The sequence below is a fragment of the Clostridium sp. CF012 genome, from assembly GCF_018861755.1.
Classification (GTDB): Bacteria; Bacillota; Clostridia; order Clostridiales; family Clostridiaceae; genus Clostridium_AD.
On sequence record NZ_JAHLEF010000002.1, the window covers coordinates 286,603 to 307,690 of the forward strand.

Here is a 21,088-nt window from a genome sequence, read left to right on the forward strand (position 1 = left end):
TTTGATAAGTTTTTATACTAATAAATCTTTTAACTTATCACCTTTGATTTCATCAGGACTCCAAGGTATTACAGCAAATTTACCCTTAGCATTTGCGTCAACCTTGTTAATCCATTCTATTTCATTGCTGGCCTTTGCAGATAGCAGTTTATTCGTAGTAACTGTGGCATGCAGTGATGAGTTTATAATCCACCATTTTGTGGCAATCTTTGCACGTTTCAAATCTTCTTCAAGACGCATTGCTTCATATATAGGTGTAGCTTCAGCAAGGGTTACAATTATGACTTCAGTTTCATCAGCGTTTCGGAGCCTTGGCAATAGCCTTTTAACAGATTCCGGGATATCCCCCTGTGAGCGCTTGATTTCTTGGTTATAGCTTTGTGTGGAGTCAAGTAGCAAGAGAGTGTGCCCTGTTGGAGCTGTGTCCACTACAACAATTTGATCTTCTGCCTTATCTACTATTTGTGCAAAGGCTCTAAACACTGCAATCTCCTGTGTACATGGTGACCTAAGGTCCTCCTCTACATAGGCAATATCCTCATCAGCCATGGTTTCTCTTGCCTTGGATAGCACTTCTTCCTTATATTTTTCAAGTTCAGCTTGCTCATCAATGTGACTCATAGTTATATTGCTACTCTCATTAATTACAAATTTTAGATGAGCCGCGGGGTCAGTTGTGGTAAGGTGAATTTTTTTGCCTCTTGCAGATAATCCTAGTGCAATAGCCGCTGCAATTGTAGTTTTACCTACTCCGCCCTTTCCCATGGTAAAAATAACTTTTTTATTGCTTTTGTATAGATCCTCAATGACATCTTTAAGCTGTGGAATTGTTTCAGCTTTTATCTTTTCACTACTGATACTGTAATTGTCTTTGGTAAGTAATGCACGCACATTTTCCATACCAGTTATATTGTAGGCTCTGAGCGGTACCATGTAGGTGGTAATTCCCTGTAAGCCCTGTGGCATTGCCTGGAGTGATTTTTGCTGTTTCTGGTACAGACTTTCAGATACACTGTCATCATAGGAATTCAGTACACCATTGATTATCATAGTTTGATTGTTTACACCGATTTCTGAAAGTTCTTTTGAGGCTCTTTCTGCTTCTTTAAGAGGTGTCATTTCAGGACGTGAAATAAGCATAAGCGTTGTTAAAGCTCCATCACTTAAGGTTTCTACTGCCTTTTTATAGATTTCTTTTTTACTCTCCAGACCAGATAGTTGCCCTAAACAAGATGCGCCATGAGTGTTTTCGCTAATAAAATTACTCCAGGCTGACGGTAATTGAAGCATTCTAAGAGTATGACCCGTGGGAGCCGTATCGAATATAATATGGTCATATTTTTCCTGGACTTTTTCATCCGTTATAAATTTCGAAAATTCGTTGAAGGCCGCAATCTCAACGGTACAAGAACCAGAAAGCTGTTCTTCCATATTATTAAGCACTGAATCAGGTAATTTGCCACGGTAAGGGGCAATAACGCTCTCTCTGTGCTCTGCTGCTGCCTTTATTGGGTCAAGATTAGCAACGACAAGATTTGGCACCTCTTTAATTGGTATACCTTTATTAGTAAGTTCAGTGTTAAAAACGTCCTGCAAATTTGATGCAGGGTCAGTACTAATAAGAAGCACTTTTTTTCCTCTATCAGCAAGATTAACTGCTGTAGCGCAAGCCGTTGAAGTTTTACCTACGCCTCCCTTCCCTGTATAAAATAAATATTTTGTAAGTTTAATATTTTGTGGATTAAAAATTTCCATGTTTTATTACCTCCATTTTATTATCCATTAATTTTAAATACCAAACCACTCCATATGGGATTGGTTTGGCATTTGTTTAATTCTCAATTTTCATAAACTTCAGTATTAGCAACAGTCCCCGCCAGAGCATCCACATCCCCCTGATTTAGGAGCCGCTTTTATTTTAAAACTCTTAGGTTTTTCGCCTATAAAACTCATTGGAACCTCTAAAAATTTCACTACCTCTTCATTTGTTGGATATCTTCCTACTAACACTATTTCACCGTCTAAGATAGTAATCGGCATCTCATCAACACCTTTTTCGGTAATGAACTTATTAATCACTTTATTATCTACAAACTCCTGCGGTGAACCTGAGAGGTTAAATCTCTCCACCTCAACACCATTCTTCTTTAATGCACTAAGGACAGTTGAAATCCTAAGAAGTTCAGCATCAACACCTACCCCACAAAGTCCTGTGGAACAACACATAGCAGCTTCAAATATTTGCATTTTTTTCATTGATAATCTCTCCAATCATTTTTTATTAGTTTTAGCACTTTTAACATTTTCAATATATTTAACACTCATAAATATTATTTGTTATGAGTTACTGACTGTGGAAACCACTGGGTGGTTTTGTTTGCTATTCTTACAAGAATCAGCATCACTGGTACCTCAACTAATACGCCTACCACTGTAGCAAGCGCTGCTGGTGAGTCCATACCGAACAGTGAAATGGCAACGGCAACTGATAGTTCAAAAAAATTTGATGCTCCTATCATTCCAGCCGGTGCAGCAATATCATGTGCTAGCTTTAGCTTTCTACCTGCTAAATAAGCAATAAAGAAAATCAAAAATGTTTGAATAGTTAGTGGTACGGCAATTAATAAAATGTGTAGTGGATTATTTATTATGGTTTCACCTTGGAATGAGAATAACAATACTAACATAAGTAGTAATCCAATAGTAGTTGCATTATCAAACTTGTGCAGGAAGGCATTTTCAAAATACTCTAAGCCTCTTTTTTTTGTTACCATAATCCTAGTTAAAATGCCGAAAACTAGAGGGACAACAACAAATAAAACCACTGATAAAACTAGTGTGTCCCAAGGAACAGTAATATTGCTGACACCTAAAAGAAATTTCACGATAGGTATAAATGCAACCAAAATAATTAAATCATTGGTGGCTACTTGCACAACGGTATAAGCAGGATTACCTTTGGTCAGATGACTCCATACAAATACCATAGCGGTGCAAGGAGCCGCTCCTAGCAAGATTGTTCCTGCAAGATATTGCGTAGCTAGTTCCGGTGCTATAAACGCTTTAAATACCACAAAAAAGAAAAATGAAGATATTGCATACATTGTAAATGGTTTTATAAGCCAATTTGATATCCACGTTACATATAATCCCTTTGGCTCCTTTCTAACATTCTTAATGCTTTTAAAGTCTACCTTCATCATCATGGGATAAATCATTACCCAAATAAGTATAGCTGTAGGTATGGAAACCCTGGCATACTCAAACTGATTTAAGAATTCCGGAATCCCTGGAATAAACTTGCCAATAAGCACTCCTACTACCATACAAATAGCTACCCAAACCGTTAAATACCTCGCGAAGAATCCAATCTCAGGTGTTTTTACTTCACTCATAATCAATCACTCCCTAATTTCACAATAATTTTATAAATTATAATTTCATTTTCACATCACATAAACATTGAAGTTTTGATTTAGCCAGTTTTTCACAATCACTATTATAGAAAGGTAATTGTTTCAGTTCTTTTGTTAAATAAGCAAACAGATCAGGTTTTTCCTCTATAAAGTTATTATCTATCTTGTAGTACACCCATTGTGCTTTCTTGTAGGCTTCAAGTATTCCACACTTTTTAAGTGCTGTTAGATGCCTAGAAGCATTTGACTGGGTCATATTTAGACAATCCTCAATTTCACATACGCACATTTCACCTTCTAAAAGGAGTGCCAGTATGCGAAGTCGATTTTCCTCTGACAATGCTTTAAATATATCAACCACTGTTTTCACCTCCTACCGTATCTTTATATACTCATGCACTCATATACTATGCGTTTAAAACACCCTTGTTACAATGATTTCACAGTTTATATTGCTTTCTTTAAAAAGTACTAACAACATACTACCACACCACTTCTCCACTTAACTCAATTTCATTGTTTTCAATTCTTTTCTTTAAGTCTTTTATTTTTCCTTCGATTATTTTTGCTGTCTTTATAAATTCCTCATCAGATTTTCCAGTTGGGTCATCTAGTCCCCAGTCTTCTTCATGCCTATGAGCCATTATTGGACAGACTACATTACATCCCATTTTTATTACAACATCGGCTTCTGGTATATCGTCAATTAATTTTGATGTGTGAGTTTCATTCATGTCTATTTTATATAAATCCTTTATTATTCTCACCGCATCTTGATTAATTTGAGGCTTAGTTTCAGTACCTGCTGAATGAGATTCAAACACCTCTGACCCAAACAACACTCCCAGCGCTTCTGCCATCTGTGATCTACAAGAATTGTGAACACATATAAATGCTACCTTTGGCATCATAAAATAACCCTCCCTTTTGTTATATATAATAGTATTAATTTTAAAACACAATTTGAATATTCGCATATTCGTTTATACTCATATTCTAATATTAACTGCATGTTTTGTCAACATTTAAAAGGTGCCATCCACGTGGCAAGTGGCATGTGGTGACACCTAAAATATTGGCATCTATTTATAAGATTAAAAATATAGTATAATAACTTGAATAAAGCCATGGACAACAACGAATTATTATGTTGAATAAAATTATATACATATTAAATTTATATGCGGGGGGAAATTTATATGGAAAGTGAAAATAAAAAATTAGATACTGAAAGAATTGTAAATGAAATATTAGAACAAGGTGAGATGTTTAATGATATTGAAGAAGATTTATTACATGAACTAATAGGAAATAAGATATCCAAAGATAACGTAATTGCTCATGCAAAGACCCTTACTTTTGGCAATAAAATGGCGGATAAAATAGCAGCCTCCGTAGGAAGCTGGACTTTTATAATAATTGCATTATCAATTATATCAATATGGATAGCCTTCAATTCCATTTTCAAAAATTTATTTGACCCCTTTCCATTTATACTTCTTAATTTAGTACTATCTTGCATTGCCGCTATACAAGCTCCTGTAATCATGATGAGTCAAAATAGACAGGAAGATAAAGATAGAATAAAATCAACAAATGATTATAAAATAAATCTTAAATCAGAATTAATTATTCAAGATTTGCATAAGAAAATGGATATACTAATTCAAAACCAAAAAATATTAGTAGAGAATCAATCTAAAATGGTAGAATACATCGATAGTTTACCAAAATAAAGTGCCATCCACATGGCAAGTGGCAAGTTAATAATTACAATGCTTATAGACTAAGGGTTTTTAAATGACAAATAGCAAGTTGCAAACTGCAACTTGCTATTTGTGTTTACCTCATAAATAAGGTAGTGGCACATGACTTCCTAACTTTAATAATTTTCAGAAAACACCTCAAAGTATGCTTTTGGATGTGCACAAGCTGGGCATATTTCTGGAGCACTTTTTCCTTCAGAAATATAACCACAATTACTACATATCCAATTAACTGAAGTTTCTTTATTGAACACTGTATTATTTTCTATATTACTTAATAGTTGTCTATATCTTGCCTCGTGATGCTTTTCAATCTCAACAATTTTCCTATAAACAAAAGCAACATCTGCAAACCCTTCTTCTTCAGCAACCCTTGCAAATTCTGGATAAAGTTCTGACCATTCTTCATTTTCTCCATTTGCTGCCCATAATAAATTTGATTTAGTATCTGAAAGTCCTACAGGATATGTCGCATTAATTTCTACCACTTCTCCATTTAAACTTGTGCTTAAAAATTTAAAAAATCTTTCAGCATGTTCTTTTTCATTGCCTGCTGTCTCAGTGAATATGTTAGATATTTGCATATATCCCTCTTTTTTCGCTACAGACGCATAATAGGTGTATCTATTTCTAGCTTGTGATTCACCCGCGAATGATTTCATAAGATTTTCAGCTGTTTTTGTACCTTTTAACATTTTCATAAATTGCCTCCTTTTTTCTCCTAAAAGAAAATAATTGTGTATAATATAGTATTCTCTAAATACAATACTTTCCCTCTTTTAAATCCTATTATTTTTTAAAAATTCACTACTTACCCTAGGCTAATCTTATATCAACCTTGCCAATTGCCATAGGTGCACCACCTTATTTCCAAACTTCACTATCAATACCAATAGATTTTGAGTTAAACTTACTTCCTTCAGTTTCCTTGTAATTTTTTAATGCTTTCAATGCAAGGTTAGACCCGATTAATATAATTGGTACATTTACATAAACTAAAACAATATTTACAAAGTCACCTATGTACCATAGGTTTTTAAGCTCTAAACCCGCAAGAACAGTTAGTGCTCCAAAGGGAACAAAGAATAATGCACCAACCAAGCGTACTCCCATAATAAATTTCTCATTTCTGGATATTAAATTTGCAGAGACTTCTGCAAACAATATTAATCCCAGCAATGTTGTAAATGCAAACATTCCGTAGCATAGTGAAACAATAATTTTAACTGTTCCATCCAAGGCAGTACCAGGAACTAAGTATTGTATTGAGGATAAATAAACTGTAAGTTTAGATGCTTGTATACTATCCCAGGCCACTCCAGCAGTGCCTGTCCAAACATGTGCCATAACAATAACAAAGCCAGTCATGCTGCATATTACCATGGTGTCTAGAAAAACTCCTAGTGATTGTACAAATCCTTGTTCTGCCGGGTGATCATTCTCCGCTGTAGCTGCCGCCATTGTAATAGTACCTTGACCAGCTTCATTGGACATAAGTCCTCGCTTAATTCCTTGGGCGAGTGCCACACCAAAGGCCCCACCAAATAAGGCATTAGGCTTAAAGGCTCCACCAAACACTTCTTTAAAGAAATATGGAACTTTATCTAAATTAGCTAATATTATTAAAATAACTATGACTGTATAAATAACTGCCATGATAGGAACCATTATATCCGTAACAGCCGTAACCCTTTTAATTCCTCCTATTACAGTTAAAAGCACAGTAATTATTAAGACTATCGCTATGCCATAATAAACAGTAGATTGACGTCCAAAGCTTTTACCAGCTATAGTATCTGCTATTGAACCGAAACTTGTAAATAAATGAAAGGCTTGAGATGGGATAACAAACAATGCATAGATTATGAAAAGTGAAGACAGTACAACACCTACCCAACGTTTATCCCCTAAAATCTTTTGCCCATAGAAGGGAAGTCCTCCTACATACTCCTTTCCATTTTTCTCCTTATAAATCTGTGCAAGTACTGATTCAACAAAGGCTGTGGACATTCCAAAAAAAGCTGAAACCCACATCCAAAATAGTGCTCCTGGCCCACCAACAGATATCGCTCCGGTAACTCCCATAATATTACCTGGTCCGACTCTCATAGCAGAACTTAGTAAAAACGAAGCGAGTGGACTAATTCCAGTGTCTGTGGTCTTCTTCGTAGCAAGAATCTTGATTCCTTTTTTAAAAGCCATAACTTGAATAAATCCAGTTTTAAATGTAAGGTAAATGCCTGTCCCAAGAAGTAAAATAATTGCAAGAGCAAATTTACCTAAAATAGGAATGCTAGCATACCACTCAAAATTAGTTGGAAATTCCCATAAAAAATCTGCAATAGGGACTATAAAATCAAAAAATCTATTTATCCCTTCGAATATTACATTCATTTATTAACCCCCATATGACAGTAATCCTCTAATTTCAACATTTTTTTGACTTCAAATTGCGAAAAATATAAAACATCATTGTTATTTCTTACATGAAACATGCAATCTCCTCCTATTTGTTATATAAATGTATAATTATAGCAATAGCGTACCAGATTTTTATATTATAAATCCATTTGCTTCAAATGAAATTTATAAGCTTTGAATAATTATACACCAACAGGCAAGGAAATAAGTTCATAAACAGATAAAACATATGAACTCCTTCTGAACTTTACACTTAAAAAGGTGCCATCCACGTGGCAAATGGCGAGTTAAACTTGCCATTTGCCACGTGGATGGCACCTGAAATTTTATTTAAAAGGCCGCATTTATATTTCCTTTATATTTATCCTCGATAAATTTTTTAACTTCTGGAGAATTTAATGCCTTTGAAAGTGCCTCTATATATGGTTTAGTTTTGTCTTCACTTCTAACTGCAAGTACATTTGCATATGGAGAATCTTTTGATTCAATGGCTAGCGAATCAGTTGTTGGGTTTAATTTTGCTTCTATGGCAAAATTTGAATTTATAACTGCTGCATCAACATCCTTTAAAACTCTTGGGAGTTGAGGTGCATCGAGTTCTACTATTTTAAATTTCTTTGGATTTTCTGTAATATCAAGCTTAGAAATAAGTTCTCCACTCTTTAATTTTAAAAGTCCTGCATTCTCAAGTACTCTAAGTGCTCTTGCTCCATTTGTAGGATCACTTGGAATAGCTATTTGGGCTCCATCTTTTAAGTCAGTGAGTTTTTTGTATTTACTAGAATACACTCCCATAGGTTCTAGATGAACCTTTACTGTATAGTCAAGTTTAAGATTTTTTTCTTTACTGAAGGATTTCAAATAAGGTACGTGTTGAAAGAAATTAGCATCTAGTTGCCCTTCGGCTAGCGCAGTGTTTGGTGTTACATAGTCAGTAAATTCTATTATTTCAAGCGTGTATCCCTCTTTTGCGAGCAACGGCTTTACTATCTCTAATATTTCTTTATGAGGCACAGGCGACGCCCCAACTTTAATTATTTTTTTCTCAGCTGCGACCTTTGGAGTTGTAGCCACATCCTTTTTTGATCCACAGCCACTTACTGTTAGAATCACAACTATTGTTAATAATACGCTTAATATTTTTTTCATTTTTAATTTCCCCCTCATATTCCTCTGGGGTAGATAACAATTACTAATTGTTATCCCCCTCGAATTTCTATTATCTAATCATTTTTCTGTATAATAAATTGCCTAAAACTTGAATAATTTGCACAAGTACAATTAAAATAATTACTGTGTATATCATGATGTCTGTTTTAAATCTATAGTAGCCATACTTTACTGCTACATCTCCAAGACCGCCTCCTCCAATTATTCCAGCCATAGCTGAGTAACCTATAATGTTTATTATGGTTAGGGTAACTCCAAGAACTATAGAGGGCATTGCCTCTTTTACCATAACCTGAAATATAATTTGATGAGTTTTTGCACCGACAGATTTAGCTGCTTCAATAATTCCGTAATCCACCTCGAGTAGTGCGGTTTCAATTATTCTTGCAGCAAAAGGCGCCGCTCCAAGGGTTAGTGGAACTATAGCTGCATTAGTGCCTATAGTTGTTCCAGTAATAAGCTTAGTTAATGGGAATATAGATATCATTAATATAATAAACGGAAAGGATCTCAGTATATTTATTACCAAATTCAGGCTTTTACTAAGTAACGCATTTGGTCTTAGGCCTTTTGGTGCACTTACAATCAATCCCACTGCTGAAATAAACCCTAAAATTATTGTAAAAATTGTGGATATAGAAACCATATATATGGTTTCTATTAGTGCAGGTAGTAAAACATCTTTAAATAGCATCTATAAACCCTCCTCCTTTGTACTTAAATAATTAATGAGTTCCCAGTCTATAGATTTTTCATCTAAATATTTAAAAATCACTTCTTTATTCTGCCCACTGGCATTTATTATAAGACTGCCCATTACCTTATCTCTGAATTTTTCAAGCCTCCCCCATACTATTGAAAAATCTATATCTAACTCTCTTGCTATGGAGGTTATCAAACAACTTTGGCTAATTTCTTTTGGAAAAAATATTTTAATGTTATAGCCAGTGCTAGGTAATAATTCTTCCTCTCCCATAAGTGTTTTCATTTCACTCGTCGGTCTAACAAATAATTCATCTGTAACTCCACTACTTTTAATTTCCCCTCCTTCTAAAAGAATAAATTTATTACAAATCTCTTTTACCACCTCCATTTGATGAGTAACTACAATAATTGTTATATTTAATTTGTTATTTATATCTCTTAAAAGCTCCAAAATGGACTTTGTAGTTTTAGGGTCTAGTGCAGAGGTAGCCTCATCACAAAGTAATATTTTGGGATTCAATGCCAAGGCTCTTGCTATTCCAACTCTTTGCTTTTGGCCTCCGCTAAGTTCTCGTACATTGCTATTCACTTTATCCTTAAGTCCAACTAAATCTATTAAGCTATCTACTCTTTCTTTAATAAAATTTTTATCTTTTCCCCATACTTCCAGTGGAAAGGCTATATTTTCAAAAATATTTTTTCTGTTGATCAGATTAAAACTTTGAAATATAATACCTACATTTTTTCTAAATTCCCTAAGTTCATTTGAACTTAACTTCTTTACTTCACTACCCATTATATTAATGCTGCCTTTATCATAGGTTTCAAGACCATTAAAACATCTAAGCAAAGTGGATTTACCAGCACCGCTGTGACCAATAACCCCATAAATATCGCCTTTGTCCACTGTAAAAGAAACATTATTTAGTACTTCTTCCTTGGAAAAACTTTTACTTACGCCGCAAACTTTAATCATAATATCCCTTCTCCTTTTCTTTTTTTATTGCTAATATTGCTATTAACAATAATTTTCCCTAAAAAAATAGAACCCAAGAATAAACTTAGGCTCTAATGCCAAACTTATTCTTATCTCGCAGCAATGCTGCAGGATTTAACACCATGTATCATATATATATGATACTGGTTGTCGGGTTTCATAGGGCCATTCCCTCCACCTCTCTTGATAAGACAATATTAAATTTTACTTTCGAAATCTAAAAACAAAAAACCTCTCCCATCAATAAAAATGATGAAAGAGGTATAAAATTACAAGGTCACCTCTCTCATCTTCCGCTAAGTTCTAAGGAACTTAGCGCAGGAATTAGCACCTTTTCAGACAAATGATATCTGACGGTTGCCGAGGTGTCATAGGGCCAGTCCCTCTACCTCTCTTGATGAGAATTAATTGCTTTATTAAATTAGATTTATATTATCACTATCTGGGTAAAATGTAAAGGAATTTTTATTTTTAAATAAAAACTTGCCACTTGCCACGTGGGTGGCACTTTATTCTATACCAACTACCCTACTTCTACGTTCCATTAAAACTACATCTAGCCAATTTCCATTATTCATTTTAGCAACCTTTTCTCTTATACCAATTTCTCTGAAACCGCATTTTTTATGTAATGCTATACTACAAATATTTTCTCTAATAATTCCAGACTGCAAAGTCCAAAATCCATTTTCTTCGGATACTTTAATTAACTCTGTTAAAATAACCTTTCCGATTCCTTGTCCTTTATATTTTTCACTAATATAAATACTTACTTCTGCTACCCCTTGATAAACAGATCTACTTGAGGTGGGACTCAAAACTCCCCACCCCAGTACATTATCACCTAAGCGAGCAACCAGTCTACATGAACTTATGTGACTATTATTCCAGTTTTCATAGGTAGGTACCTCTGTCTGAAATGTAGCTATTCCTGTTTTAATACCTTCCAAATATATATTTGCTACCTGCTCCCAGTCTGCTTGTATCATTTCTTCAATTTTATATTGCATTTTCCTCCCCCTAATAGTTGTTATTTTTCTATATCCTCTTGAGAATTTACAAATATCCTTGCTCCCTCGGCAGTGAACATTCTGATTATATAAAACTCTCATTATACATATTTATACATTCGAATACATTTTTATGCAGTTATATATGTCACCATATATTTTGTCGAATTTTCCGTTAAATTGGCGTTACATTATGCTATAATACCATCAAAGGGCAATTGCAGTTATATAAATTGTCTATATTATTAATATTATACTGTTTTTTCTATTAAAAGCCATATTTTTAGGAGATGAATATGAAATTATCAATAAAATCATATATAATTATATCTATATTTGCGTTGGCAGTAATTATTGCCATTGCGTCCTATCTTAAGTCAGCTTCTATAGCTGAAAAAAATGAACTTCAAAACGCTACTAGAATTGAGGTTGCTAAAAATACTAAACAACTTGAAGCGCAGCGCAGAATAGAAAACGAGCAAAAATTGGCTCAACTAAAGAAGTTAGAAAATGATAAGAAATTGGAAGATCAGAAGAAATTAGAAGATCAGAAAAAGCTAGCGGCACAAAAGAAGAAAGAAGAAATAGCGGAGCAAAAGGCCATTGCTTTAAAAAAAGAAGAGACTTCTTCAAAAAAGCAGACAAGCCCTATTAGTCAAGCCAAACTAGCACCACCTTCCGTTGCGTCTAAGTCAAACCCTGAATTATTGATAAATAAGATAAAGGGAAAAGGAAATGCCAAGCAGGCTATAGTTGTTACTACTAATGGTTTTGGCAGGGTAAGTGCTACCATTAAAGCATTTGAAAACGTTAATGGGAATTGGAAACAAGTTTACTCTTTTTCTGGCAATGTGGGGAGAACCGGTTTTGCATATAATAAAGTGGAAGGTGATGGACATACGCCAATAGGAATTTTTTCATTGGGTACAGCCTTTGGTAGATATTCAAGCCCTGGTACTTCTATGAACTATAGACAATCTACTACTAATGATTTTTGGGTAGATGATGTTAATTCCTCCTTATATAATACGTGGCAAAAAGGTCCTGCAAGCGGTAGATGGAATTCTGCTGAAAAGATGTATATTCCCCAATATAATTATGGTTTTGTAGTAAACTATAATACTACTAAAAGAACACCTGGAAAAGGATCTGCTATTTTCTTTCATGTATGGTCTGGTGCAGGTAGTGGAACAGCAGGATGTATATCAGCAGCTCAGGGGAATGTAATAAATATTTTAAAATGGCTAAATCCTTCTAAAAGTCCTATAATAATAGAAGGACCAATGTCTGAAGTAATAAAGATGTAGTAATTTAATAGGAGGTTTTTGAATTGAAAAAGGTTAGATTTTTTACTTTATTTTTATTAATGGTTATTCTTCTAACAGGATGTTTTCCTAAAGAAAAAACTGTAGAAAACAATGCTTCCAATAGTCCCTTAGTAAAATCGGACCAAAATAGCGTTAAAACAGTAACCATTAAACCACAAAAACCTCTTATTATTATAAATAAGATTCAAAAGCCTTTAGAGACTACAACTGAAAATGAAACTGTAAATCCTCCAAAGGCTGAAATTAAAGAAATAAATGGATTTGTCTTATTATCGTCTTTAGATAAGGATATTGTAATTCAATTAAAATATGCAACTACTGATAATTTCACAAAGAAAATTATTTACCCAAATACGGTTTGTGTATTAAGTAAAAATACTGCCGGCAAACTTGCCAAGGCAAATACTCAGCTTAAAAAATTAGGATATAGAATTAAAGTTTGGGATGCCTACAGACCTGTTTATGTACAGAAAATATTTTGGGATATAGTAAAAGATAATCGTTTCGTTGCTAATCCTAAGACTGGAGGATCAATACATAATAGGGGCTCTGCTGTTGATGTAACTCTTGTAGATAAGAATGGTACTGAACTTACCATGCCTTCAAAATTTGATGATTTTTCATCTAATGCCTACAGAAGCAACTCCAAAATTACAAAGGAAGCTAAAAAAAATATGGATCTATTAACAAAATACATGGTCGCTAGTGGATTTACCACCATTAACACCGAATGGTGGCATTTTGAAGATTCCAATTCAAGAGATTATAAGATCGCTGATATAAACTTAAAACTATTTTTAGAAAACTAATCTAAATGTGAAATATCAGCCTCTAAAATGATTTTAATTTTCTTATCTCCCACTTCGAGTACAGTTAAACATGTATCATACATAAAGGGTTTACTCCAAAAATCCTCAATAGTATAATTCTTGATTATTGAATAGATTGCCTTTATTACAGCAGTATGAGTTACTATTAAGATATTTTCACCAGTAGCATTATTTATAATATCATATAAGGCATTTTTTACTCGGTGAATTAATTCCTGGAAGCTCTCCCCCTCTATAGGTTCATATAAGTGAGGTTTTTTCCAAAAATTAAACTGCTGCACGGGATATAATTCTTTTACTTTTTCATTGTCCATGCCTTCCCATATACCAAATCCCATTTCCTTTAAATCTTCAATTTTAATTATTTCTGTATTCTTATTTCCTCTAATGTATTTTGCTGTATCAAAAGCTCTTCCCAATGGACTACAATAAATATAATCAAAATCTATATGCTGCAAACTCTCACCTAGCTTTTTAGCGTTATCAACACCTATTTCAGTTAAACTAGAATCTTGCCAGCCCTGCATCCTGCCTTCACTATTCCACTGCGTTGCTCCATGTCTTGTTATGTATATTTTCAATTTTCATCCATCCCCTGACTATAATAATATTGAATATCTAATATTTATTATATATTGTTATTACTTAAAATACAGTCTGCACTTTTTAAGAATAGTAAATCTCTACACTGAATAAATTTTCCAAGATAATTATCTGGCTTGTCATTTTCAAGCATAGCTATAGCCTCATCTAATGCAACCCATTTTAGTTTAAAACCACTATTCGTCTCTTCCTCTGTAAATGATGGCTCTTTAATATCACCCTTAACCTCAGAATAATAGCAATATGAGATTTGTAGCATTTCATACTTATTTCTATATTCTATGATTGTACCTATTTCACCTAAAACATCAATGTTAACTCCAGCTTCTTCCATCACTTCACGATTTAAAGCAGTTTTTATATCCTCGCCTGCTTCAATCCCTCCGCCTGGTAACTTATGATAGTTATTCTTTGATACAAATAATAAGGCTATTTTATCTGAATCATTTACTACAATTGATCTTGATGCTTTCCTAAGCTTATAAGCAATTTCTATACTTTCGTTATTATAACCAATATCTTTTTCATATATTTCTTTTATTAAATCCATTGTATTTTGCCCCCTTATTTATTATTAATTTATATGAGTCATTAATAAATATTTGCTCATTAAATAATTTTCTGCTCTATATTCACTATCTTAACACACTTTCTAGTTCAATCTGTTACTTTTCCCATACTTCTTCCATTAGAAAATTCTATAATAAACTGTTTTGCTTGTCTTCTATTTTTAAATACTATTATTTGTTTATCCTTATTTTTTTCAAGTCTATTGATATTCCCTTGTCCTGAGGTCTCAGGAAAGTTCCAAATATATTTCATAAATTCAAAGTCAAACTTCTCAGGGCATCCCTCTGGCATATCTGGTCTTACTTTACGTATATTTGTTATAACTCGTTTAAAATAACTCAGCAAACATACTGTCTTACTTAATTTAAAGCAAATTACTGTATCAGCTTTTTCTAGACGAATATCCATAGTCCCACCATAATTACCGTCTACTATCCATTCAACGCCTTCTATTAAACCCTTTTGTTTTTTTACCCATTCTTCTCTTGGGGTTTCTATCCATCCATTATTCCAAAATTCTTTATCAAGATGAATAAGTGGGAGGTCCATTATCATTGCAAGTTTTCTTGAAAATGTACTCTTCCCGCTGCCTGGTGAACCTACTACCATTATTCTTTTTCCTATTTTATTCATCTATAACACCTCATCATTTATACAAAATATAAATACATGTTTAAAACTTTTAATTATTATATATAAATTTATATTTTATCTTTATATATCCTTTTAGCTTCTGCAAACTTATTATGATTAAAACTCAACTTATAAATATCAGGCATACTGAGATTTTTCCAAAATTCATAGTCATATTTACTATCGAAAAAATTCATTATTAAGACCATAATATTGCCGTGAGTACCAATAATAATATTTTTACCATTATACTTATTTAACACCTTATTTAGTGAAAGAATCCCTCTGTTTTGTGTTTCTAGATTTGACTCCCCGCCCTCAAAAGCATAATTGAAGTCTGTCCACAATTTAGTTATATCACTTTCAAAATTCTCTACTAAACCTTCTGCTATTTTTCTTTCCTCAAATCCATCCTCAAGTATTATCCCAGTACCAATTTGTTTTGCTATACCTTCAAGTGTTTGAATTGCACGTTTATATGGGCTTGATAGAACCGCATCTATATTTTCAGTTAATAGAATTTCCATTATCCTCTCCGCATCTCTATATCCCTTTTCTGATAATGGCCTATTTAATTCATCTGCAGTATAGATAGAATGCGCATGTCTTACTAAATATATATTTGTATTCACCGTTTTTTCTACCTCTCACCTATAAATTTTTTTAATGTGGCTACATGCATTGGATAAAATCTATTTTCATTATTATTTAACATATCTTTTAATTCATTTATGGAAACCCATCTAATATTTTTACTTTCATTTGTTTTATCTAATATTTGTCCCGTAGCCTTACATATAAAAGTCTGAACCATGATAGGATAATTACCCTCTATATTTTGAGAACAGGCAAAAGGAATATAATTTATAACCTTATAGCCATTGGATTTATTAGTTACCGCTTCATCTTCGCCTAGGATTTCAATGACCTTAAGCCCTGTTTCCTCGAAAATTTCCCTTCTTAAACAATCAAATATATTTTCAAATTCTCTAATCTTTCCTGCAGGTATTTCTATTAATCCATTCTCTGACCCCCCATTTTCCTTGCACCTCTCTTGGATCAGTATATATTCAATTCCTTTTTCACTTTTAATTATAATTCCGCCAACCCCTGGTTTTGCAAACACTTCCATTTTAAAATCTCCTTAACTTATATAATAAGTTTCTATATTTTCCATCTTTTTATTGGTAATCTTATATCTATTCTACAAGTATTTACTAATTACCTTCTATTTTTTTATTTTCTTACCTTATCTACTATTTACATAAACACTATAATAATCATTCTATAGATGTAATTAAATTTCATGAACTTCATTGACCCATTCCTTTATGAGATGCAAAACACAAAAATGATGATTATTTTTTATACCTATAGTCACTTATAAATTCACACACACAACCCTCTATATTATTTGTTAAATATAGAGGGTCCTGTGTGTGAATCCAAGGGCCATTTTGCCAACTTCATGGTTTCTGCAGATGAATTTTCATCTATTTATTTGAAAAAATTTGAAACTAATATGAAAAGAGAACATACACAGATTTGATTTTCACAAATCTATATATGTTCCTTGATTTTATATGAATCATATGTGTATCTTAAAATATTCAAAATCAAATACTCCATTCCCCTGCTTTAACATGCCTTTATATTCTATATGTTCAAATGCCTTCTTAATACTATTTATTAAACCTACTTGTACATTCAGGTCATTATGCGCTGGTAATATCTTTGTTATTCCTTTTAAACTGCTAATTTTATCAATAGATTCTTTAAAAAGTCTAGGATCTGTGCTTGGATAGAATGCATATAAAGTCCCTTTATAAACCAAATCTCCTGTATATAAATATCCCTTTTCCTCTTCTAAAAGACAAATATGTCCAGGCGAGTGTCCTGGAGTATGTATAACTCTAATTTTTCTTAAACCAATATCTATAATATCGTTATCATTTAATATCTTAGTTGGCTCTCCAGTATAAATTTTATAATCTTCAATATTAAATTCCGCTGGTAGCTTCTTACTAAAAGGCCCCAACATTACACTTTTCTTAATTATACTAAGTGGAACAGGAATACCGGTTTTTAGCCATTCCACATCATTTTTATGAACACAAATATTATTAAATAATGCGTGTCCACCTATATGATCCCAATGTACATGAGTTGTGACTACTACCACAGGTAATTCGGTCAACTTATCAATTTCTTTTTTAATATTTCCTATCCCTAACCCTGTATCAATTAAAAGAGCAGATGTTTTGCCTATTAGCAAATAGGAGTGTACCTTTTCCCAATGTCCATATTCACTTATTGCATAGGTTTCATCATCAATTTTCTCAATTGTAAACCACTTATCCATATTAAATCTCCTCTACAAAATCCTACAATAAACTTCTATGTCATTCCCCTCAGTATCTTTAAATTCTAATACCAAGTTATTATTGATTTTTGTTACTGGAAAAACTATTTTAGCATTTAATATTTCTAACCTATCGATTAGTTTATTCATATCATTAACCTGGAAACTTGGTAAACAATTATCACCCCAATTAACCTTTTCTTGGGCTTTATTATTATTAAATAGGCAAAATCTAAAGCCATCAATACTAAAACTACTAAATACTTCATCTCTTTTTTCAATAGATTGCTGGAGCAATTTCTCATAAAAATCTATTGCTCTATTCATATCTTTAACACAAATATATAGTGAATTTAATTTAAAATTTAGTGTCATATTAATCACCCTTCTAAAACCATTTTAGCACTTTCATATTTTTTCTTCATAATCTCTTTTGCTTCTGGACACAGTTTATTCCAGCTTCTTTCAATTTTTCTACTTACCCACTCTGCACCATCTGTTACATCCATTTTTCTATTATGGTAAGAAAGATGTAATAATGCTGGAACTTGATCTATATGAGCCATGGCGTCCGCACTTGCAACACATATTGCTTCTTTAGTCTTTTGCTCCTTCCTTACGCTTCCCCTGTGACATAGGATACACTCCTTTATAATTTCTATTTTTTCTTGTGGATAATTTAATCCTTTAAGAATTTTTTCTGCTTCTATAGCCCCATATATATGATGTTCCGCATACATGTTTTTGTCCTTTACACTTGCATAATCATGTAGCAATGCTGCTATCTCAACTAGTTCTTCATTAGCGCCTAAGCTTTTCGCTAAAATCTTAGCATATTTAACTACAGTAACAATGTGGCACGACCAGCCCTCATAACCAAATATATTTTCCTCACTTTTACACTGCTGCTCTACTATATTTGAAATTGTGTTTATTAAATCTGTTTTATTTATTTCTCTCAATACCCAATCAAGTAAAATAGGTTGAATTTGTGGATATGTTAACTTCTAAGGCATATTATCAAATAATCTAATTTCTCCGATTTCTAGATTAGGTAGCTCCCCTAATTCCTCAATTTCTGCATAATATATTCTGCCATAACTTTTATCAACCTTTTCTATTTCTGCAGAGTAATCACATAAATAATCTCCTATAGGTTTTATAGTAAATTTAACTGCTCCAGTTTCTTCTTTTAATTCCCTTGCTGCAGTATCATTAATATCTTCATTTATTTCTCTATGGCCCCCTGGGACTTCCCACGTATCTCTCTTTTTATGCCTGCAGTAAAGGTATTTACCCTTGTACTTTGAAACTATGACGGCAAATTTTAAATCTTCATCATTCACTGTTTCTAAATTATATACTTTGGTTTCCATATAAGTCCTCCATCAAATAGATAATCTACTCCTTTATTATTTCTCTCAATCCTAATAAATTCTTTGAATAATATCTAATTCCATCTTCCATTTTACTTCTTACAAGAACACCCTTTATACCAAAATTTTCTGGGCCTTTGACATCTGCCGCAAGACTATCTCCTACCATCCAAACCTCTTTAGGGTTATTATATTTTTCTAATGCATGCTCATATATTTTAGCATTAGGTTTTTCATAGCCTACATTAGCTGAAGATATACAATCTATTAGATATGATGATAACCCTAAATCTTCTACTATCCTCGGTAGTTCTGGGATATGATTAGATAGAATAATATTTGAGTATCCCTTTTCTTTGAAATAATTAAGCATTTCTATAGTATCCTCATATAAAATGAATTCATCTGCTTTTATAAATTCTGCTCTCACTTGTCCCGCATATTGAATTGCTTTTTCTTCTATTATGTTAAATCCTTTATAGCAATTTATAAATATACTTTCGGCATGTTTCCACCAAGCATTACCGTCAATTAAATGTATATATGCCTTGTCACAATCTTGCCAAGGAAAGCCAATCATTGGTTTCTTTTTAAAATCTTCAATTCCTATATTGGAGTTAGGCTCACAACTAATAAGAACTTTATGTAAGGCTTTGCTAAACATCCAATCATTGTGTGCTAAAGTTCCATGAAAGTCCCAAAATATTATCTTATTAATACTATCGCACCCCTATTCTATTTTTTCTGTAATTCACAAATAATATTTGCATTTTTGATTCTACATTCTCTTATAACCAAATTTTCCACATGTTTCATCTCAATTTTTATCATTAAAAATAATATTTATAATAACCACTCATACCTACATTTTTCCCTATCCCCCAATTGATACATCTCATTATCCGAGGGTAACTGGACTATTTCAACTAATCTTGCGCCTACATTTTCACATGTCTTTCTTGATGCTATATTACATGGGTTGCAAGTAATTATAATCTTGTCCATTTCATGTGCTAGTGCAACTTGTTTTATTAATCTACAAGCTTTTACAGCATAATGGTTTCCTCTATATTCTTCTTCAATCTCATATCCAATATTTCCACCATAAAAAGTATTCTTGTTGTATCCAATTCTAAGGTCTATTCTGCCTATTCTAACCTCACCATTATGCAACCTAACTTCGTATTTGTATGCTGGTACATATCCTTTAGACTCATATTCTGGAACCTTTTCTTCAATAATTAGGTCAATTTCCTCATCAGTTAAATAATCAAAATTCATGAATTCATACAAACCCCACATCCCCTTTCTTAATTATAAAGATTATTTTTATTTGTCTAAAGAAATATAATCAGATTTAATAATTCCCATATAAATATCACTGCAATAAGTGTCATTAATTAATGCACCTTCTCTGTCTATACCTTCTTTTACAAATCCACATTTTTCATAACATCTTATTGCCCTAGCGTTATAGTCTAAGACCCTTAAATACACCTTATGATATTTTATAACTTCAAAGGCATAATTTAAAACCATTTTAGTAACTTTTGTTCCAACCCCACAACCATATAAGGTGTTATCATATATTTCGATAGATAATTTGCCCTTATTATCTTCTTTATATGGCCTAAGACCAACGGCTCCGATACAATTACCTTTATACTCAATAATCCACTTACATGGATGTTGAATTATTCTTTCATACCATTTCACAGCTTCATCTACAGTAAATTCACCAAGCTTACTAATATTACCACCGCACATTATAACGCATTCCATATTTAACCCTAACTTTTTACGGCTAGTAATATCTTCTTCTATTGGTTGCCTTAATATAATATTATAGCTTTCTAATTTTGGAGCATTATTCACACTATTACCCCCTATAATACTCAATC

26 protein-coding genes and 2 riboswitches are annotated in these 21,088 nt (G+C 32.8%); of the genes, 3 read left to right on the top strand and 23 right to left on the bottom strand.

All coding sequences use genetic code 11. The annotated features are described in order from the left end of the window. Positions 1-12: 12 nt before the first annotated feature. The 5 genes from arsA to KPL50_RS03865 form a co-directional block, all read right to left on the bottom strand. Positions 13-1,755 carry an arsenical pump-driving ATPase gene (gene arsA / locus KPL50_RS03845; protein WP_216297118.1) on the bottom strand — a complete coding sequence of 581 codons (1,743 nt, stop codon included), beginning with the start codon at positions 1,753-1,755 and terminating at the stop codon, positions 13-15. Positions 1,756-1,860: 105 nt separating this feature from the next. Then, entirely contained in the window at positions 1,861-2,256 is a 396-nt protein-coding gene (gene arsD, locus KPL50_RS03850) for an arsenite efflux transporter metallochaperone ArsD (RefSeq protein WP_216297119.1), read from the bottom strand. A gap of 74 nt (positions 2,257-2,330) precedes the next feature. Continuing rightward, a complete protein-coding gene (gene arsB / locus KPL50_RS03855; RefSeq protein WP_216297120.1) occupies positions 2,331-3,395 on the bottom strand; it encodes an ACR3 family arsenite efflux transporter in 1,065 nt (354 codons plus the stop codon). Positions 3,396-3,432: 37 nt separating this feature from the next. Then, a complete protein-coding gene (locus tag KPL50_RS03860) occupies positions 3,433-3,777 on the bottom strand; it encodes a metalloregulator ArsR/SmtB family transcription factor (RefSeq protein ID WP_216297121.1) in 345 nt (114 codons plus the stop codon). Between the two features lie 121 nt (positions 3,778-3,898). Next, positions 3,899-4,327 carry an arsenate reductase ArsC gene (locus KPL50_RS03865; RefSeq protein WP_216297122.1) on the bottom strand — a complete coding sequence of 143 codons (429 nt, stop codon included), beginning with the start codon at positions 4,325-4,327 and terminating at the stop codon, positions 3,899-3,901. A gap of 288 nt (positions 4,328-4,615) precedes the next feature. Between KPL50_RS03865 and KPL50_RS03870 the strand changes: the two genes are divergently transcribed. Continuing rightward, a complete protein-coding gene (locus KPL50_RS03870) occupies positions 4,616-5,152 on the top strand; it encodes a DUF1003 domain-containing protein (RefSeq protein ID WP_216297123.1) in 537 nt (178 codons plus the stop codon). A 146-nt stretch (positions 5,153-5,298) separates the two neighbouring features. Here the strand turns inward: KPL50_RS03870 and rbr are convergent, their stop codons facing one another. From rbr to KPL50_RS03900, 6 genes are all read right to left on the bottom strand, one after another. Further along, a complete protein-coding gene (gene rbr / locus KPL50_RS03875; RefSeq protein WP_216297124.1) occupies positions 5,299-5,883 on the bottom strand; it encodes a rubrerythrin in 585 nt (194 codons plus the stop codon). Positions 5,884-6,046: 163 nt separating this feature from the next. After that, a complete protein-coding gene (locus tag KPL50_RS03880; protein WP_216297125.1) occupies positions 6,047-7,576 on the bottom strand; it encodes a sodium:alanine symporter family protein in 1,530 nt (509 codons plus the stop codon). Positions 7,577-7,933: 357 nt separating this feature from the next. Next, positions 7,934-8,752, bottom strand: coding sequence for a MetQ/NlpA family ABC transporter substrate-binding protein (locus tag KPL50_RS03885; RefSeq protein WP_216297126.1), 819 nt, complete (start codon positions 8,750-8,752; stop codon positions 7,934-7,936). Between the two features lie 70 nt (positions 8,753-8,822). Beyond that, positions 8,823-9,467: a methionine ABC transporter permease gene (locus KPL50_RS03890; protein WP_216297127.1), complete on the bottom strand. Its 645-nt coding sequence runs from the start codon at positions 9,465-9,467 to the stop codon at positions 8,823-8,825. Next, positions 9,468-10,454, bottom strand: a complete 987-nt coding sequence (locus KPL50_RS03895) for a methionine ABC transporter ATP-binding protein (RefSeq protein WP_216297128.1) — start codon at positions 10,452-10,454, stop codon at positions 9,468-9,470. A 107-nt stretch (positions 10,455-10,561) separates the two neighbouring features. Beyond that, positions 10,562-10,668: riboswitch (SAM riboswitch) on the bottom strand. A 90-nt stretch (positions 10,669-10,758) separates the two neighbouring features. Then, positions 10,759-10,879, bottom strand: a riboswitch (SAM riboswitch). 105 nt (positions 10,880-10,984) lie between these two features. Further along, complete coding sequence (locus KPL50_RS03900; protein WP_216297129.1) at positions 10,985-11,485, bottom strand: GNAT family N-acetyltransferase; 501 nt, start codon at positions 11,483-11,485, stop codon at positions 10,985-10,987. A gap of 296 nt (positions 11,486-11,781) precedes the next feature. Between KPL50_RS03900 and KPL50_RS03905 the strand changes: the two genes are divergently transcribed. Next, positions 11,782-12,792, top strand: coding sequence for a L,D-transpeptidase family protein (locus KPL50_RS03905; protein WP_216297130.1), 1,011 nt, complete (start codon positions 11,782-11,784; stop codon positions 12,790-12,792). A 23-nt stretch (positions 12,793-12,815) separates the two neighbouring features. Continuing rightward, entirely contained in the window at positions 12,816-13,622 is an 807-nt protein-coding gene (locus tag KPL50_RS03910) for a M15 family metallopeptidase (RefSeq protein WP_216297131.1), read from the top strand. On the opposite strand, the gene KPL50_RS03915 is transcribed toward KPL50_RS03910, so the two are convergent. From KPL50_RS03915 to KPL50_RS03970, 12 genes are all read right to left on the bottom strand, one after another. Continuing rightward, positions 13,619-14,224, bottom strand: coding sequence for a histidine phosphatase family protein (locus tag KPL50_RS03915; protein WP_216297132.1), 606 nt, complete (start codon positions 14,222-14,224; stop codon positions 13,619-13,621). The genes KPL50_RS03910 and KPL50_RS03915 overlap by 4 nt on opposite strands. A gap of 47 nt (positions 14,225-14,271) precedes the next feature. Continuing rightward, a complete protein-coding gene (locus KPL50_RS03920; RefSeq protein WP_216297133.1) occupies positions 14,272-14,796 on the bottom strand; it encodes an NUDIX domain-containing protein in 525 nt (174 codons plus the stop codon). A 107-nt stretch (positions 14,797-14,903) separates the two neighbouring features. Further along, positions 14,904-15,449 (bottom strand): DNA topology modulation protein, encoded by a 546-nt coding sequence (locus tag KPL50_RS03925; RefSeq protein ID WP_216297134.1) that lies wholly within the window; start codon positions 15,447-15,449, stop codon positions 14,904-14,906. Between the two features lie 68 nt (positions 15,450-15,517). After that, positions 15,518-16,081 carry a histidine phosphatase family protein gene (locus KPL50_RS03930; protein ID WP_216297135.1) on the bottom strand — a complete coding sequence of 188 codons (564 nt, stop codon included), beginning with the start codon at positions 16,079-16,081 and terminating at the stop codon, positions 15,518-15,520. An 8-nt stretch (positions 16,082-16,089) separates the two neighbouring features. After that, on the bottom strand, positions 16,090-16,581 hold the full coding sequence (locus tag KPL50_RS03935) for an NUDIX hydrolase (RefSeq protein WP_216297136.1): 492 nt from the start codon (positions 16,579-16,581) through the stop codon (positions 16,090-16,092). 456 nt (positions 16,582-17,037) lie between these two features. After that, positions 17,038-17,811 carry an MBL fold metallo-hydrolase gene (locus tag KPL50_RS03940; protein ID WP_216297137.1) on the bottom strand — a complete coding sequence of 258 codons (774 nt, stop codon included), beginning with the start codon at positions 17,809-17,811 and terminating at the stop codon, positions 17,038-17,040. Between the two features lie 12 nt (positions 17,812-17,823). Continuing rightward, positions 17,824-18,186 carry a VOC family protein gene (locus KPL50_RS03945; RefSeq protein WP_216297138.1) on the bottom strand — a complete coding sequence of 121 codons (363 nt, stop codon included), beginning with the start codon at positions 18,184-18,186 and terminating at the stop codon, positions 17,824-17,826. Positions 18,187-18,191: 5 nt separating this feature from the next. After that, positions 18,192-18,773, bottom strand: coding sequence for an HD domain-containing protein (locus KPL50_RS03950; protein ID WP_216297139.1), 582 nt, complete (start codon positions 18,771-18,773; stop codon positions 18,192-18,194). A 45-nt stretch (positions 18,774-18,818) separates the two neighbouring features. Continuing rightward, positions 18,819-19,187, bottom strand: a complete 369-nt coding sequence (locus tag KPL50_RS03955) for an NUDIX domain-containing protein (RefSeq protein ID WP_216297140.1) — start codon at positions 19,185-19,187, stop codon at positions 18,819-18,821. Positions 19,188-19,212: 25 nt separating this feature from the next. Beyond that, a complete protein-coding gene (locus tag KPL50_RS03960) occupies positions 19,213-19,905 on the bottom strand; it encodes an HAD family hydrolase (RefSeq protein WP_216297212.1) in 693 nt (230 codons plus the stop codon). A gap of 125 nt (positions 19,906-20,030) precedes the next feature. Continuing rightward, on the bottom strand, positions 20,031-20,480 hold the full coding sequence (locus KPL50_RS03965; protein ID WP_253200433.1) for a GNAT family N-acetyltransferase: 450 nt from the start codon (positions 20,478-20,480) through the stop codon (positions 20,031-20,033). A gap of 36 nt (positions 20,481-20,516) precedes the next feature. Next, positions 20,517-21,062, bottom strand: a complete 546-nt coding sequence (locus tag KPL50_RS03970; protein WP_216297142.1) for a GNAT family N-acetyltransferase — start codon at positions 21,060-21,062, stop codon at positions 20,517-20,519. Positions 21,063-21,088: the final 26 nt, after the last annotated feature.

Excerpts from the sequence above, each read along its gene's own strand:
- arsA (WP_216297118.1), bottom strand. The coding sequence starts at position 1,755 with ATGGAAATTTTTAATCCACAAAATATTAAACTTACAAAATATTTATTT.
- arsD (WP_216297119.1), bottom strand. The coding sequence starts at position 2,256 with ATGAAAAAAATGCAAATATTTGAAGCTGCTATGTGTTGTTCCACAGGA.
- arsB (WP_216297120.1), bottom strand. The coding sequence starts at position 3,395 with ATGAGTGAAGTAAAAACACCTGAGATTGGATTCTTCGCGAGGTATTTA.
- KPL50_RS03865 (WP_216297122.1), bottom strand. The coding sequence starts at position 4,327 with ATGATGCCAAAGGTAGCATTTATATGTGTTCACAATTCTTGTAGATCA.
- KPL50_RS03870 (WP_216297123.1), top strand. The coding sequence starts at position 4,616 with ATGGAAAGTGAAAATAAAAAATTAGATACTGAAAGAATTGTAAATGAA.
- rbr (WP_216297124.1), bottom strand. The coding sequence starts at position 5,883 with ATGAAAATGTTAAAAGGTACAAAAACAGCTGAAAATCTTATGAAATCA.
- KPL50_RS03880 (WP_216297125.1), bottom strand. The coding sequence starts at position 7,576 with ATGAATGTAATATTCGAAGGGATAAATAGATTTTTTGATTTTATAGTC.
- KPL50_RS03885 (WP_216297126.1), bottom strand. The coding sequence starts at position 8,752 with ATGAAAAAAATATTAAGCGTATTATTAACAATAGTTGTGATTCTAACA.
- KPL50_RS03890 (WP_216297127.1), bottom strand. The coding sequence starts at position 9,467 with ATGCTATTTAAAGATGTTTTACTACCTGCACTAATAGAAACCATATAT.
- KPL50_RS03895 (WP_216297128.1), bottom strand. The coding sequence starts at position 10,454 with ATGATTAAAGTTTGCGGCGTAAGTAAAAGTTTTTCCAAGGAAGAAGTA.
- KPL50_RS03900 (WP_216297129.1), bottom strand. The coding sequence starts at position 11,485 with ATGCAATATAAAATTGAAGAAATGATACAAGCAGACTGGGAGCAGGTA.
- KPL50_RS03905 (WP_216297130.1), top strand. The coding sequence starts at position 11,782 with ATGAAATTATCAATAAAATCATATATAATTATATCTATATTTGCGTTG.
- KPL50_RS03920 (WP_216297133.1), bottom strand. The coding sequence starts at position 14,796 with ATGGATTTAATAAAAGAAATATATGAAAAAGATATTGGTTATAATAAC.
- KPL50_RS03925 (WP_216297134.1), bottom strand. The coding sequence starts at position 15,449 with ATGAATAAAATAGGAAAAAGAATAATGGTAGTAGGTTCACCAGGCAGC.
- KPL50_RS03935 (WP_216297136.1), bottom strand. The coding sequence starts at position 16,581 with ATGGAAGTGTTTGCAAAACCAGGGGTTGGCGGAATTATAATTAAAAGT.
- KPL50_RS03940 (WP_216297137.1), bottom strand. The coding sequence starts at position 17,811 with ATGGATAAGTGGTTTACAATTGAGAAAATTGATGATGAAACCTATGCA.
- KPL50_RS03945 (WP_216297138.1), bottom strand. The coding sequence starts at position 18,186 with ATGACACTAAATTTTAAATTAAATTCACTATATATTTGTGTTAAAGAT.
- KPL50_RS03955 (WP_216297140.1), bottom strand. The coding sequence starts at position 19,187 with ATGGAAACCAAAGTATATAATTTAGAAACAGTGAATGATGAAGATTTA.